This is a genomic window from Dactylosporangium sp. CA-052675 (assembly GCF_050947935.1).
Taxonomy (GTDB): domain Bacteria; phylum Actinomycetota; class Actinomycetes; order Mycobacteriales; family Micromonosporaceae; genus Dactylosporangium.
The window spans coordinates 2,210,116-2,224,196 of sequence record NZ_CP192010.1 but is presented as its reverse complement, the minus strand read 5'-3'; the positions used below and the strand labels follow the sequence as shown (position 1 = coordinate 2,224,196).

15 protein-coding genes are annotated in these 14,081 nt (G+C 73.4%); 4 read left to right on the top strand and 11 right to left on the bottom strand.

Going from position 1 to position 14,081, the window contains the following annotated elements; genetic code table 11:
- Positions 1-49 precede the first annotated feature (49 nt).
- The 8 genes from ACQP1P_RS10010 to ACQP1P_RS09975 form a co-directional block, all read right to left on the bottom strand.
- Positions 50-1,447 carry a sensor histidine kinase gene (locus tag ACQP1P_RS10010; protein WP_433085258.1) on the bottom strand — a complete coding sequence of 466 codons (1,398 nt, stop codon included), beginning with the start codon at positions 1,445-1,447 and terminating at the stop codon, positions 50-52.
- 38 nt (positions 1,448-1,485) lie between these two features.
- Complete coding sequence (locus ACQP1P_RS10005; protein WP_223102380.1) at positions 1,486-2,172, bottom strand: response regulator transcription factor; 687 nt, start codon at positions 2,170-2,172, stop codon at positions 1,486-1,488.
- Between the two features lie 204 nt (positions 2,173-2,376).
- Positions 2,377-3,594, bottom strand: a complete 1,218-nt coding sequence (locus tag ACQP1P_RS10000) for an FAD-dependent oxidoreductase (protein ID WP_433085256.1) — start codon at positions 3,592-3,594, stop codon at positions 2,377-2,379.
- On the bottom strand, positions 3,594-4,142 hold the full coding sequence (locus ACQP1P_RS09995) for a QsdR family transcriptional regulator (protein ID WP_433085254.1): 549 nt from the start codon (positions 4,140-4,142) through the stop codon (positions 3,594-3,596). The genes ACQP1P_RS10000 and ACQP1P_RS09995 overlap by 1 nt, the downstream gene beginning before the upstream one ends.
- Entirely contained in the window at positions 4,129-5,046 is a 918-nt protein-coding gene (locus ACQP1P_RS09990) for a threonine/serine dehydratase (protein ID WP_433085252.1), read from the bottom strand. Before ACQP1P_RS09990 ends, ACQP1P_RS09995 begins: the two co-directional genes overlap by 14 nt.
- 5 nt (positions 5,047-5,051) lie before the next feature.
- Positions 5,052-5,816 (bottom strand): crotonase/enoyl-CoA hydratase family protein, encoded by a 765-nt coding sequence (locus ACQP1P_RS09985; protein ID WP_433085250.1) that lies wholly within the window; start codon positions 5,814-5,816, stop codon positions 5,052-5,054.
- 118 nt (positions 5,817-5,934) lie between these two features.
- Positions 5,935-6,132, bottom strand: a complete 198-nt coding sequence (locus tag ACQP1P_RS09980; RefSeq protein ID WP_433085248.1) for a hypothetical protein — start codon at positions 6,130-6,132, stop codon at positions 5,935-5,937.
- Between the two features lie 60 nt (positions 6,133-6,192).
- Positions 6,193-6,885, bottom strand: a complete 693-nt coding sequence (locus tag ACQP1P_RS09975) for an ArsR/SmtB family transcription factor (RefSeq protein ID WP_433085246.1) — start codon at positions 6,883-6,885, stop codon at positions 6,193-6,195.
- A 132-nt stretch (positions 6,886-7,017) separates the two neighbouring features.
- Here ACQP1P_RS09975 and ACQP1P_RS09970 point away from each other — a divergent pair, with 132 nt between their 5' ends.
- Positions 7,018-7,995, top strand: a complete 978-nt coding sequence (locus tag ACQP1P_RS09970) for a pirin family protein (protein ID WP_433085244.1) — start codon at positions 7,018-7,020, stop codon at positions 7,993-7,995.
- Positions 7,996-8,262, top strand: coding sequence for a GNAT family N-acetyltransferase (locus ACQP1P_RS09965; RefSeq protein WP_433085242.1), 267 nt, complete (start codon positions 7,996-7,998; stop codon positions 8,260-8,262). It begins immediately after the preceding gene.
- On the opposite strand, the gene ACQP1P_RS09960 is transcribed toward ACQP1P_RS09965, so the two are convergent.
- Positions 8,237-9,109 (bottom strand): SCO6745 family protein, encoded by an 873-nt coding sequence (locus tag ACQP1P_RS09960; protein ID WP_433085240.1) that lies wholly within the window; start codon positions 9,107-9,109, stop codon positions 8,237-8,239. The two genes, ACQP1P_RS09965 and ACQP1P_RS09960, sit on opposite strands and share 26 nt — an antisense overlap.
- 192 nt (positions 9,110-9,301) lie before the next feature.
- On the opposite strand from ACQP1P_RS09960, the gene ACQP1P_RS09955 reads away from it, so the two are divergent.
- Positions 9,302-9,871 (top strand): TetR/AcrR family transcriptional regulator, encoded by a 570-nt coding sequence (locus ACQP1P_RS09955; RefSeq protein WP_433085238.1) that lies wholly within the window; start codon positions 9,302-9,304, stop codon positions 9,869-9,871.
- Between the two features lie 90 nt (positions 9,872-9,961).
- Entirely contained in the window at positions 9,962-11,431 is a 1,470-nt protein-coding gene (locus ACQP1P_RS09950; protein WP_433085236.1) for an MFS transporter, read from the top strand.
- 94 nt (positions 11,432-11,525) lie between these two features.
- On the opposite strand, the gene ACQP1P_RS09945 is transcribed toward ACQP1P_RS09950, so the two are convergent.
- Positions 11,526-12,680 carry a family 16 glycosylhydrolase gene (locus ACQP1P_RS09945; RefSeq protein ID WP_433085234.1) on the bottom strand — a complete coding sequence of 385 codons (1,155 nt, stop codon included), beginning with the start codon at positions 12,678-12,680 and terminating at the stop codon, positions 11,526-11,528.
- A complete protein-coding gene (locus ACQP1P_RS09940) occupies positions 12,680-13,915 on the bottom strand; it encodes a BNR-4 repeat-containing protein (protein ID WP_433085232.1) in 1,236 nt (411 codons plus the stop codon). Before ACQP1P_RS09940 ends, ACQP1P_RS09945 begins: the two co-directional genes overlap by 1 nt.
- Between the last annotated feature and the right edge of the window lie 166 nt (positions 13,916-14,081).

Sequence of the window (14,081 nt, the reverse complement as noted above, 5' to 3'; positions counted from 1 at the left end):
AGACAGTTCTAAGTCAGACTTGTCCCGGCGATATGTACGCCACTTTGCCTTATGACTGACGGCGACGGAACAGCCGCTCGTTGGGCTCCTTCGACGAGCGTCCGACCAGCCAGCGCGACGGCGGCGGGGCCTCCTGGGGGGCCGGATCCGCGTCGGTCATGACGATCACCACGCTGGCCCCGCCGAGGGTGCTGCTGGTGCCGATGTTCACGGTGCCGTTGCCGGCCACGGCGACCCGCCGCACGATGTCGAGCCCGAGGCCGGTCGATCCCTGCTGGCTCTCGCCGCGCTGCATCGCCAGCTCCGGGTCGGGGATGCCGGGCCCGCCGTCCTCGACGCGCAGCACGACGTAGCCGTCCTCCCGCCGCGTCACCGCCACCTCGAACGGCACGCCCTGCGGGGTGTAGCGGATCACGTTGCCGATGAGCGCGTCCAGCGCCGCGGCCAGCTCGCTCTTGGGCACGGTCACGGGGGCGGGGGCGTCGGTGCCGGTCGCCTTGCACTCGCGCTCCTGGTCGCCGGCGACCGCGGACCAGAACTTCATCCGGTCCCGCACGATCTCGGCGACGTCGCAGCCCTCCTCGCCGGTCGAGGCCGCGGCCCCGTCGGCCCGCTCGCCGCGGTCGGGGGTGGGCGAGTGCGCGTCGATGGGCTCGCGCATGGCCCGGATGAGCTTGTCGACCTCGACCTCGAGGGCGGCGATGGCGTCGCGGATGCGCTCGGCGTCCTGGGAGTCGTCGAGGGTCTCGGCGTCGAGGCGCAGCGCGGTCAGCGGGGTGCGGAGCCGGTGCGAGAGGTCGGCGACGAGCTCGCGCTCGTTGGACAGCAGCGCCATGATCCGGTCGGCCATGACGTTGAGCGCGAAGCTGGCGTCGGCCAGCTCGCGGGGGCCCTGCGGGTCGATGCGCACGTCGAGGTAGCCCTCGCTGAGCGCCCCGGCCGCCCCGGCCAGCTGCCGGGCCGAGGCGATGATCTTCGAGGCGAGGCGGTCGGCGACCCAGACGGAGGCGACGATCAGGCCCAGGGCGACGGCGCCGAGCGCCCACCAGGCCCCGGCGACGCCGTTGGACAGCTCGGACTCCGGGATGAAGACCTCGACCACGGTGGTGCGGCCGGCGCCGAGGTCGACCGGTTCGAGGTAGGACAGCCCGCCCGGCACATCGGCGACCACCGGCGCGGCGGCGTCGGCGGCGCGGCTCAGGTCGCCGCCCGCGGCGTGGCCCGTGCCGATCTCCGCGCCGGCCTCGCCGAGGTTGTGCACGGAGACGCGCGTGACCGCCGGCCCGCCCGTGCTGGCGATGGCCCGCTCGATGCTCAGCGGGTCCGTGGTCACGGTGAGGACCGCCACGACCACGGCGGTCTGGCGTTCGGCGTCGGCGAGCGCCCGCTCGCGGGCGAGCTGCTGCACGACGAGACCCAGCGGGATCAGGAACGCGAGGGCCACCATCGTGGTGACCGCCGCGGAGACGTAGGCGAGGGTCCGCCTCAGTCCGGGGCGCTGAACCTGAAGCCCACGCCCCGCACGGTGTGCAGGTATCTGGGCGCTGACGCGCTCTCGCCAAGTTTCCGGCGTAGCCAGTACAGATGCACGTCGATCGTCTGGTCCTCGCCCACTGAGGGTTGCCGCCATACCTCCTCCAACAGCTCACGGCGTGAGACCACCCGGCCGGGCCGGGCGGCGAGGTACGCCAGCAGATCGAACTCCTTGCGGGTCAGGGTCAGCGGCTCGCCGTGCAGGTAGGCCTGGCGCTGGCCGATGTCCACCCGCAAGCCTCCCACCTCGATGGCGGTCGGCTCCTCGCGACTCGCCCGTCCCGTGCGGCGCAGCACGGAGGTCATCCGGGCGTCGAGGTGGGCCGAGGTGAACGGCTTGATCATGTAGTCGTCGGCGCCCGCCTTGAGCAGCCGGACGATCTCCGCCTCGTCGTCGCGGGCGGTGGCGATGATGATGGGGGTGTCCGCGATGCCGCGCAGCATGCGCAGCGCGTCCGCGCCGTCCAGGTCGGGCAGGCCGAGGTCGAGCACGACCAGGTCGGGGGTCTCGGCGGCGAAGCGGCGCAGCGCCTCCAGCGCGGTGCCGACCGCGTGCACCGTGTGACCCCGGTCGGTCAGGGAACGCAGCAGGGCGCCCCGCACGACATGGTCGTCCTCAACCAGCAGCACCGTGGCCATGCGAAGACGGTACTGCCTGTGTCCAGTGGCGGCCCGGGCGGTCGATGGACGAATCCGACATGTACTAATTTTTACTGGCCGGCAACGCGGTGCGGAGCGCCAGGACATGACTCGGGTCCGCGGGGGTGCGGACCGTCGCTCCCGCCAGACACCGCTCGGCGCTGGCGCGCCGTCGCTGCCAGGTCCGCCGCTGGTCACCCTTCATCAATCGTCCGGCACCTTCCCGACGGCCGCACCGCCGATGTGCTCGGGGCGCAGGCCGACGCCGATCACGCGGGCCGGGACGGTACGCAGGCGCGGGTAGCGGTCCAGCAGGCGGACGGCGAGCGGTGGCCGGATCGGGTGGCCGGTCACCGCGGGCGACAGCACGCCCCGCTGCAGCACCCGCTGCACGAGCTGCGTCCCGGCCGCCGGCAGGGCGCGGCGGCGCTGCACCGCGGCCAGCTCCCGTTGCGTGGGCGGGCGGCCCCGGGCGAACGCGGCGGCGATGACCCGGGCGGCGGCGACCGCGTCCTGGATCGCGAGGTTGATGCCGACCCCGCCGATCGGGGACATCGCGTGCGCGGCGTCGCCGATGAGCAGGGCGCCGGGGACGTGCCAGCGGTACAGGCGGTCGACGCGCACGGTCAGGGTGCTCACCTGGTCCCAGCCGCGCAGGTGCCCGACGCGCCCGGCCAGGTACGGCACCGAAGCGGCGATCCCGGCCCGCAACGCGTCGAGCCCGGCGGCGCGGATGCGCTCGTCGCCGCCCTTGGGCACCACCCAGCCGAGCTGCCAGGAGTCGCCGCGGTCGATGCCGATGAGGAACCGCCCGTCGCCGGCCCGCGCGGCCAGGCCGTCGGGGTCGCCGGGCTCGCGCGGGAGCCGGAACCACAGCACGTCGATCGGGGCGCCGAAGTCCTTCGAGCGCAGGGCGAGCGCTCGGCGTACCGTCGAACGGCGCCCGTCGCAGGCGACCGTCAGCGGCGCCGAGACCTCGACGGGGCCCTGCGGCGAGCGCGCCGTCACGCCGAGCACCCGGCGGTCCCGCCGGGTCACGTCGAGCACCTCGCAGCGGCGGTGCAGCGCGAAGTCGCCGTGCGCCGCGAGCAGCTCGAGCAGGTCCCACTGGGGCAGCATCATCACGTACGGGTGGGCGACGCGCAGCCGCTCGAAGTCGACGGGGTGGAACGTGCCCTCGTCGTAGGTGATCCGCAGCGCGCGCACGATCCGGTGCGGCAGCCGCGTGAGCTCCTCGCCGAGGCCGAGCTCGTCCATCAGCCCGAGCGTCGAGGGGTGCACGGTGTCGCCGCGGAAGTCCCGCAGGAACGTCGCGTGCTTCTCCAGCACGACGGTGTCGATACCCTGCCGGCCGAGCAGCAGCGCCAGCATCAGACCGGCGGGTCCGCCGCCGACCACACACACGTCCGCCTTGAGCAGCATCAGGATCCTTCCAGCAACCGCCCGATGATCTCCAGTGCCTGTTCGACGTCCGGCTCGCCGTCCGCGATGGCGTCGGCGTAGAGGAACGACTCCCCGATCCGCACGGTCACAAACGCGAGCGTGCGGGCGTCCAGGCGCGGCGCGAACGCCCCGGCCGCGATCTCCTCGTGCATGAGCCGCTCCAGGTGGTCGACCACGCGGCCCTGCACGATCCCGCGCTTGGAGGTCAGGATGCGCAGGGCCGCCTCCGGCTCGGTGGCCAGGAAGTGGCGCAGGCTCGGCTGGTCCTGCACCGAGTGCAGGAAGTGGCCGATCACCCCGACGACCCGCTCGGGGCCGCGCAGCCCCTCGGCCGCCCGCACCGCCCGGTCGAGGTTGCGGTCGGTGAGGTACCACAGCACGTGCCCGAGCACCTGGTCGCGCCCGCCCGCGCGCCGGTAGAGCGTGGCCCGGCCGATGCCGAGCTCGGCGGCGAGCTGGCGCATGTCGACGCGCTGCTGGGCGAGGAACCGCTTCAGCGCCGCGTCGAAGACCTCATCCGGCGGCATGGGCCGGCTCGGCGTACAGGGTCGCCGGGTCGGTGTTCGCCCCGCACAGCACCACCACGACGGTGCCGGCGCCGTCGAGGCGGTCCAGCCCGGCGAGCGCGGTGGCGGCCCCGTGCTCGACGGCGAGGCGGTGCTCGTGCCACAGCCGGCGGCGGGCCTCGACGATCGCCGCGTCGGACACCAGGACGCTGCCGACGTGGTGGCGCACGGCCAGGTCGAACGCGATCGTGCCCGCCCGGCGAGCCCCGAGGGAGTCGCCCGCCACGCTGGCGACGGCGACGTCCACCGGCGCCCCCGCCGCCAGCGCCGCGTGCAGGGTCGGCGCCCCTTCCGGCTCCACGGCCACGACCCGCGCCCGGTCGCCGACCGCGGCCGCGATCCCGGCGACGAGCCCGCCCCCGCCCACCGCCACGAGCACCGTGTCGGCCGCCGGCAGCTCCAGGCCCACGGTGCCCTGCCCGGCGACGATCTCGGGCTGGTCGTAGGCGTGCACGAGCAGCGCCCCGGTCTCGGCGGCCCGCAGCTGCGAGGCCGCGTACGCCTCCGCGTACTCGCGCCCGTGCGCGCGCACCCGCGCCCCCAGCTCGCGCAGCCGCGCCACCTTCGGCGCGGGCGCGGTCACCGGGACGAAGACCTCCGCGGGCACCCCGAGCGCCGCCGCGGCGAAGGCGACGCCGAGCCCCGCGTTGCCGCCGGACGCGACGAGCACCCCGGACTCGGGCAGCGTGCCCTCCTCGCGGGCGGCCAGGATGCGGTTGAACGCGCCGCGCGCCTTGAACGACCCGCTGTGCTGCAGCAGCTCGAGCTTGAACCACAGGCCCGGGCGCACCTCGTACGACGGCGTGCGCCGCACGTAGGAGCCGATCCGCCGCGCCGCCACCTCGACGTCATCCCTGTTCACCACGGTGATCACCCTAGTCCCGCGCCACCGCGCCCTTCACCCGCGACGAAGCGGGCCGCACCGTGCAATGCGCCACTGCCCAGGGAGGCCACCCCGAGCCGGTGCTCGATGGCCAGACCCTCCTCGACGCTGCGGCCGATGGAGTCGTACAGCGAGCGCCGGTCGTTGCGCAGGCACTCCTGCGGCAGCGCGGCGAGCCCGGCGGCGAGCGCCTCCGCGGCCTCGCGCGCGGTCCCGGGCGGCACCACGCGGTCGGCCAGGCCGATGCGCAGCGCCTCCGCGGCGTCCACGGGCCGCCCGGTCAGGATCAGGTCGAGCGCCCGCCCGGTGCCGATGAGCCGCGGCAGCCGCACGGTGCCGCCGTCGATGAGCGGGACGCCGAAGCGCCGGCAGTACACCCCGAAGATCGCGTCCTGCTCCACGACCCGCAGATCGCACCAGACGGCCAGCTCCAGGCCGCCGGCGACCGCGTGCCCGGACACCGCCGCGATCACCGGCTTGGACAGCCGCATCCGGGTCGGCCCCAGCGGCCCGTCGCCGTCCGGCTCGACCCGGTTGCCCTCCCCCGCCGCGACGGCCTTGAGGTCGGCGCCGGAGCAGAAGGTGCCACCGGCGCCCCACAGCACCGCCACGTCCGCGCCCGGGTCGGCGTCGAAGTCGCGGAAGGCCGCCGCGAGGGCCTCCGCGGTCGCCCGGTCCACGGCGTTGCGGGTCTGCGGCCGGTCCAGGATCACGGTGCGCACGCGGTCGCGGCGCTCGACTCTCACGCTCATGGGGTCAGTGTCGTGGACCGGGCGGCCGCGCGGTCGCGGCGGGCGGCCGGCCGGCGGGCGGGCGGGCGGCGGGCGGGCGCCCGGGGACGCCGGCCGTGGCGGCCGGCGTGCGTGAGCGCTACCGGCGGGCGTAGCGGCGGCGGCGGTTGCTCCAGCGGCTCGACGTCCACGCGCCCGCGCCCGCCAGGTGCAGCGCGATGCACAGGAAGCCGGCCAGGCTCAGCGTTCCGGCGTCGAAGATCGGCCCGGTGTCGGCGCCGAGCAGGTCGACCAGCAGGGCGACCGCGAACAGGATCGCGGCGATCACAGCGAACACGATGGCCTCCGGGGGTATCCAGGTCGGTGTTGAGCGCTGTCTACCCATCGGCGCCGTTCGCTAATCGATGCCCAGCAGTTCGCGCAGCCCGGCCCGCCCGGCCGGGGTCACCTTCACCGCGCGCGAGGAGCCGATGCGCACCACCCAGCGCTGCTCGAGGAACCGCTCGCAGAGCCGCGCCCCCGCCACGCCCGCCAGGTGCGGCCGCCGCTCGGTCCAGTCCAGGCACCCGCGGGCGAGCGGGCGCCGCGGCCGCAGCAGCGCCACGGGGTCGATCCCGGCCTCGGCCGTGAGCCAGTCCACGCCCGCGGCCGTGAGCGCGAACCCGCCCCGCTGGTCGAGCAGCCCGCGCGCGGTCAGCGCGTCGGCCACGGCCACGCCGAGCTCGCCGGCCAGGTGGTCGTAGCAGGTGCGGGCCCGCTTCAGGGCGGCCGAGACGGTCGCCTGGCGCAGCCCCCGCACCGGCGTGCGCGCCGGTTCGAGGCGTGCGCTGAGGTCCTCGATGAAGTGCGCGACGGAGGCGTCGGCCAGCCGGAGGTACCGATGCCGCCCCTGCCGCTCCTCGGCGAGCAGCCCGCCGCCGACCAGCCGGTCGAGGTGCTCGGTGGCGGTGGAGCGCGCGACCCCGGCGTGCGCCGCGAGCTCCCCGGCGGTCCAGGCCCGCCCGTCGAGCAGCGCCAGGCACATCGCGGCCCGGGTCTCGTCGGCCAGCAGCGTGGCCAGTGCGGCCAGGCCGGCGGCGTCGGTGCTCATGGCTCCATCTTCCCCGCCGATCCTTCGGCCCGGGCCGAAGCGTCGACGGGCAGGATTTAGTTGACTTGCGGAATACTTGGTCGGCAAGTACTGTTGTGGCAGGCGACAGAGCTGGACCTTTGGAGGCGTCACATGCCCGCGATCACCGTTGACAACGTCCTCGCACTTCCCCGCGTCGCCACGCCGGACCCGATCTCGGCGCAGCCGCGGCCGGTCGTCTCCGTCACGACCGCACCCAAGGGCTACGAGGGCGAGGGATTCCCGGTCCGCCGCGCGTTCGCCGGCGTCGACCTGCGCGCGCTCGACCCGTTCATCCACATGGACCAGATGGGTGAGGTCGACTACGCCCCGGGCGAGCCGAAGGGCACCCCGTGGCACCCGCACCGCGGCTTCGAGACGGTCACCTACATCATCGACGGGGAGTTCGTGCACCACGACTCCAACGGCGGTGGCGGCACCATCACCAACGGCGACACGCAGTGGATGACCGCCGGCAACGGGATCCTCCACATCGAGACGCCGCCGGAGCACCTCGTCGTCAGCGGCGGGCTCTTCCACGGGTTCCAGCTGTGGGTGAACCTGCCGAAGGCGAACAAGCTCGTGGCCCCGCGCTACCAGGACATCCGCGGCCGCCAGGTGTCGCTGCTGACCTCGCCCGACGGCGGCGCCCTGCTGCGGGTCATCGCCGGTGAGCTCGACGGGCACCCCGAGCACGCCGGCCCCGGCGTCACCTACACGCCGATCACCCTGGTGCACGCGACGCTCACCGGCGGCGCCTCGCTGACGCTGCCGTGGCGCAAGGACTTCAACGCCCTCGCCTACGTCATGGCCGGCAAGGGCACCGTCGGCGCGAAGGGGCGGCCGGTGGAGCTCGGCCAGCTCGCCGTCTTCGGCGCCGGCGACACCATCACGGTCACGGCCGACCCGAAGCAGCCCACGATGGACGTGCTGTTCCTCGGCGGTCAGCCGATCCGCGAGCCCGTCGTGGCGTATGGTCCGTTCGTCATGAACACCAAGGCCGAGGTCATGCAGGCGTTCGAGGACTACCAGGCCGGCCGGCTCGGCAGCATCCCCGCGGCGCACGCGGACGTTCGGGGAGAGGCGTCCTGAGTGGACTTCGCAGTCAGCGACAACGCCGAGCACCACCGGTTCGAGATCCGGGTCGGCGGTGAGCGCGCCGGAATGGCGTTCTACCGCCTCGACGGGGACTCGATCGTCTTCACGCACACCGAGGTGGAGTCGTCGTTCGAGGGTCAGGGCGTCGGGAGCAAGCTCGCCAACGGCGCCCTGACCCTGGCCAAGGACCGGGGACTGACGGTCGTCGCGCAGTGCCCGTTCATCGCGGCCTACCTCAAGAAGCACCCCGAGCTGGCATAGGCAGCCGGATCCAGTTCGGGTAGAACGGCGCGAGCCCGGCGTTGATCCGGTCGGCGACCGGGGTGAGCAGCGTCGCCAGGCGCTCGGTCCGCTCGGGGCCGAGCGCCTGCCACGGCCGCGCGGCCAGCTGGTCGGTGGTCTCCTCCAGGGTGTGGTACGCCGAGTGCGACTTCGGCGTCGCCACGCCCTCGCCGTCGAGGTAGCCCCGCTGGTGCAGCCGGGTCCGGGCGGCGTCCCACTCCTCGTCGCTCCAGCCGCGGGCGGCCTGGGCCGCCGTGCGCCCGCGGCCGTCGTTGAGCGCGACCCGCCAGACCATCGCCTCGGCGCCGTCGAGGCCCTCGACCAGCAGCGCGGCGAGGTGGCCGTCGCCGCGGTGCTCGCGCAGGATCGTGGCGGCCTGCCAGACGGTGCCGAGGGCGTCCCCGGGCCAGGGCAGGGCCGCGTTGGCGGCGGCGAGCACCCGGCCGTGGGTCTCGGCCGCGGTCGCGGCCTCCCGCAGCAGCTCGGCGGCCTCCTCGATGCCGTCGAGGCCCGCGACCGCCGGCTCGAGCGCGCGGCGGGCGCCGTCGAGCCGGGCGGCCAGGGCGGCGCCGGGCGTGATGCGCGTCCAGAGCTCGGGCAGGGCCCGCTCGACCATCGACGGGGCGAAGCCGTAGAAGGCGGCGACCACCGGCGCGGGGCCGATCGGCCCCAGCGGGGCGGTGCGGCCGGCGAAGTACCCCCGCCAGAACCCGCGCAGGCCGGCCTCCTCGAACGCGGCCCGGCCCGCCGGGGCGAAGTAGGTGACCGCGTGCAGTGGCTCATAGAGCGCCCAGAGGCGGCGCTCGGTCGACAGCTCTGTCGTCATGAACCTGACGATATGCGCCGGCGGGCCCCGGCAGTACCGCCGGGACCGCCACTTTTGTCACAGGGTCATGAGTCCGGGGTCATGGCTTCGGCATCAGCTGAGGGCCGGGTACGCGTCCGGTGTGGCGCCGTTCACACAATCGGTGTACGAAACGGTTTCGTTTCGCTTGCGGGGCGCGGTAGGTTCGAGCACGTGAGCACCGCGACGAGGGCCGACCGGCGCGCAGCCATCTGCGAGGCCGTCTTCGAGCTGCTCGGCGAGGTCGGCTACGACCGGATGACGATGGACGCCGTGGCGGCGCGGGCCCGCGCGAGCAAGGCGACCATCTACCGCGGCTGGCCCAGCAAGCCGGAGCTGGTCATGGAGGCGATCGAGCACCGGTTCGGCGGGTCGATGGAGCCCCCCGACACCGGCTCGCTGCGCGGCGACCTGCTCGCCCAGCTCGGGGCCGTGTGCGCGGCGGCCGAGGGGGCCGACGGCGCCGTGTTCACGGGGCTGCTCACGGCGGCGACGCACAACGCGGAGCTGGCCGAGTGCCTGTTCCGGTGTGCGTACTCCACCAAGCACCCGATGTACGAGGCGATGCTCCGGCGCGCGGAACAGCGGGGCGAGGTCGCCCCCGGCACCACCGCCGAACTGCTGCACGAGGTGCTGCACGCCATGGTCACGAGCCGGCGCATGTGGCAGAACGGGCCCCTGGACCGGGCCTTCGTGGAGCGGCTCATCGACGGCGTCCTGATCCCCATGCTCACGCGGTCCTGACTCTTCCCCTTTTTTGTGCCCTGGAGGCTGGCGCTCATGGCGAACAATGCTGCCCTTTCACCGGACATATCCGTTACATCATCTTCTTTGGTGCCTCCTGATCCGCGGCGCTGGCTCGCGCTCACGGTCATCGCGGTCGCCCAGCTCATGGTGGTGCTCGACGCGACGATCGTGAACATCGCGCTGCCGTCGGCCCAGGAGGCCCTGCACATCTCGACCGCCGACCGGCAGTGGATCGTCACGGCGTACACGCTCACCTTCGGCGGCCTGCTCCTGCTCGGGGGCCGGATCGCGGACTTCTTCGGCCGCAAGCGGACCTTCCTCATCGGCCTGCTCGGCTTCGCGGGCGCCTCGGCCCTGGGCGGCGCCGCCGTGAACGCGGGCACCCTGTTCGCCGCCCGCGGCCTGCAGGGCCTCTTCGGCGCCCTGCTCGCCCCGGCCGCGCTGTCGCTCATCACCGTCACGTTCACCGAGGCCAAGGAGCGCGCGAAGGCCTTCGGCGTCTTCGGCGGCATCTCCGGCGGCGGCGCCGCGATCGGTCTGCTCGCGGGCGGCGTGCTGACCGAGTACGCGGACTGGCGCTGGTGCCTGCTGGTGAACATCCCCATCGCCGTGCTCGCCTTCGCCGCGGCCGTTCCGCTGGTGCGGGAGAGCAAGGCCTCCGGCGACACCCGCTACGACATCCCCGGTGCCGTGCTGGCCACCGCGGGCCAGGTCGCCCTCGTCTACGGCTTCACCAAGGCCGCGACCGACGGCTGGAGCTCGGGGGTGACCGTCGGCTGGCTCGCCGCCGCGGTGGTGCTGCTCGGCGCGTTGCTGTTCTGGGAGGCGCGCACCGCCCACCCGCTGCTGCCGCTGCGCGTGCTGTTCGACCGCAACCGGGGCGCCTCCTACCTGGTGTCGGTCCTGCTCGGCGCCGGCATGCTGGGCATGTTCCTGTTCATGACGTTCTACCTGCAGCAGACCATGGGCTGGTCGGCGCTGAAGAGCGGCGTGGCGTACATGCCGTTCTCGGGCGGCATCATCGCCGCCGCCGTGATCGCGTCCCGCCTGCTGCCCCGCACCGGCCCGAAGGTCCTGATGGCGGTCGGCGGCGTGCTCGCCACCGCGTCGATGGTCTGGCTGACGCGCCTCGACCTCGACTCGAGCTACGCGGTGCACATCCTGCCGTCGTTCATCGCCATGAGCCTGGGCATGGGCCTGGTCTTCGTCCCGCTCTCCAGCCTCGCGCTGTCCGGCGTGGCCGACCACGACGCGGGCGTGGCGAGCGCGATGGTGAACACGACGCAGCAGGTCGGCGGCTCCCTCGGCACCGCGCTGCTGAACACCATCTTCACCACGGCCGTGACCGGCTACGTGGCCGACCACGCGGCCTCGGCGGCCTCGGGCGGCGCCCCGCTGCTGCAGGCCCACGCGGCGATCCACGGGTACAACGTCGCCTTCACCGCGAGCGCGGTCCTGCTCGCCGTGGCCACGGTGGTGGTGATCGCCATGGTGCGCAACCCCCCGGCCGGCCGCACGACGGAGACGACCGAGGCGGCCCCGGTCCACTTCGGCTGATCGTCACGCCGCGCCCGGGCCGGCCGGCCCGGGCGCAGCGCCGCCGTCAGACGCGGACGAACCTCACCGCGCCGGCCCGGGCGCAGCGCCGCCGTCAGACGCGGACGAACTTCACCGCGTCGGCCCGGGCGCAGCCGGTGCCCGAGCTGGTCAGCTTCACCGAGCCCGCGGTGCCGGCGGCGAACGCGTAGGTGCCGAGGCTGACCCAGCCCGACGAGCCCGTGGTGCCGTTCACCGTCGTGGTCGACACGGTGCCGCCGTGGGTCACGTCCAGGCGCGTGGCCGGGTCGCTGTTCGAGGCCGCGACCTTGTAGTAGTACACCTGGTAGTTGCCCGAAGCGCGCAGGTCCGGGCGCCACGTCGCGGTGTTCCCCGCCGACCCGCACGCCGAGTAGCGGGTCGGGGAGGCGACCGTGAAGCCGGTCAGGGTCGACGGGGACCAGGTGCCCGTCTCGGAGTAGCCGTAGGCCGCGGGGCCGTCGTTGTCGACGTAGTAGTCCTTCTGCCAGTACTGCACGTAGTCGAACTGGACGGTCGCCGGGAGCTTCGCCGCGTCGGGGATCGAGCCGTACGCGATGCTCGTGAGCCAGATGTTCGTGTAGTCGTGCGTCCAGTCGCTCGGCAGGTAGGGCGCGGTGTAGGCGAGCACACCGTCCACGTAGAACTTCGCGCTCGTCTCCGACCAGTCCAGGCCGTACGTGTGCCAGTCGCGGGTGTCCACCGTGGCGCTGTTGTACGTCGTGCCGTAGGACTTGCCGGCCGAGACGCCGTTGCCCTTCCACGTGAGCACGCCGTGGTGGATGCGGTTCGGCGTGATCGAGTCGATCTCGAACGCGTCGATCTCGGTGCGCTGCGAGGCCGGGAAGGTGGTCGAGCCGTCGCCCGACATGATCCAGAAGCTGCTGTGCCAGCCCGCGCCGTCGTTGAGCTTCGCGCGGGTCTCGTAGTAGCCGTACCGCAGCGCCTGCTTGGACACGACCCCGCCCCCGGTGTAGTCCTTGCCGCCGAAGGTCTCCTTCCGCAGGGCGATGTTCAGGGAGCCGCCGCTCTCGGCGACGTTCTCCGGCCGCTGGGTGCTGTAGGCCTTGCTGTCGGTGCGGTAGTTCCACTTCGCGGTGTCCACTGTTGTCGCGTTGAACTCGTCGGCGAACACGAGCGTCCAGCCGGTACCGCTCGGATCCGCGTGCGCGACGGCGGCCGGGGCCAGCAGCAGCGCGGCGGTGACGGTGACAATGGTGAGGCGGCGCATCAGTTCCTCCCGTAGTAGAGCCGGAGGTTGGTCAGGTCGACGAGGTAGAGCACGTCGCCCTGGGTGCTGCTTCGCTCGACGGCGAAGCGGGTGACGGGCAGGCCGGGGGCCACGGCGGCGGCGGTCCAGGCGGTGCCGGGCTTCGTGGCGACGTACATGCCGCCGGTCGCGGTGGTGTAGTAGACCCGCTTGCCGTCGCCGGCCCAGGTGATGTCGATCGCGGCGCTCGTCTGTGCCTGATCGAACACGGTTTCGCGCAGCCAGGTCCCGTTCGTGTACGCATAGCGCACCGTGAAGACGTCGTTCTTGCGGTAGCGGTACGCGACCTTCGGCGACGTGCCGTCGAGCGTCAGCTTCGCGCTCTGCACGGCCGGGCCGGTGCCGTCGTTGCCCTGGTAGACCTCGCCCGCCTCGACGGGCTGGATGACGTCGGCGGTGCTCGTGCTGACGGGCACGGTGACGGACGCTCCACTGTGGTCGGTGAAGGCGCCGGTCGCCGGGTGGTACACCAGGTAGCTGAGCTGGTGGCGGAACGCGGTGGCGGGCCAGAGCCCCCACTCCCACAGGATGTGCAGGTTGCCGGCCGTGTCGAACTGCAGGTCGTCGGGGTACACGGCCCGGTTCGCGCTCTCGGCGAAGACCGCGACCCGGGTCCAGGTCGAGGCGGCGTCGTTCCAGCGGTACAGCCGCCCGGAGCGGCCCGCGGACTGGGCGCCGTCCAGGCGCGCGATGAGGTACAGGTCGCCGTTCGGGGCGGTGCTGAGCACCGGGTAGGTGACGCCGACGCCCTGGTCGGGCAGGTCGGCGCTGTGCAGCGTGGGGTTGCCGCCGACGGTGTCGGAGCGGAAGTACCGCCACGCGTTGTTGTGCATGCTGGCGAACACGTGGAACCGGCCGCTGCCGTCGCGCGCGACGGACGGCTGGTTGTGTCCGTCGTCGTCGGTGTACTCGGCCTGCGCGCTGCCGTTCATGACGGGCAGCTTCGTCCACGCTCCGGCCCCGTCGCGGCGCGCGATCGCGACCTTGTGGGTGCCGGCCTGCGATCCGGGCTCGTTGAAGGCCAGGTAGGCGTAGGCGTTGTAGGTGTCCAGCGGGGACCACCAGGCGGCCTGGTTCGAGCTGTCGATGGGGTACGGCACCTGCGTGATCGTGGCCGGGGCGGCGCTCGCGGGCGTGGCGACGAGGGTGGTCGCGGCCAGGGCGGTGGTGGCGAACAGAGTGGCGGCTCTTCGCATGTGGCCTTCCTTGGTCAGGGTGTGCTTCGCGTGGGACGAGTGGTGTGGACCTCCCTTCGCATGTGGCCTTCCTTGGTCAGGGTGTGCTTCGCATGGGACGAGTGGTGAGGACCTCCCTTCGCATGTGGCCTTCCTTGGTCAGAGTGTGCTTCGCATGGGACGTGTG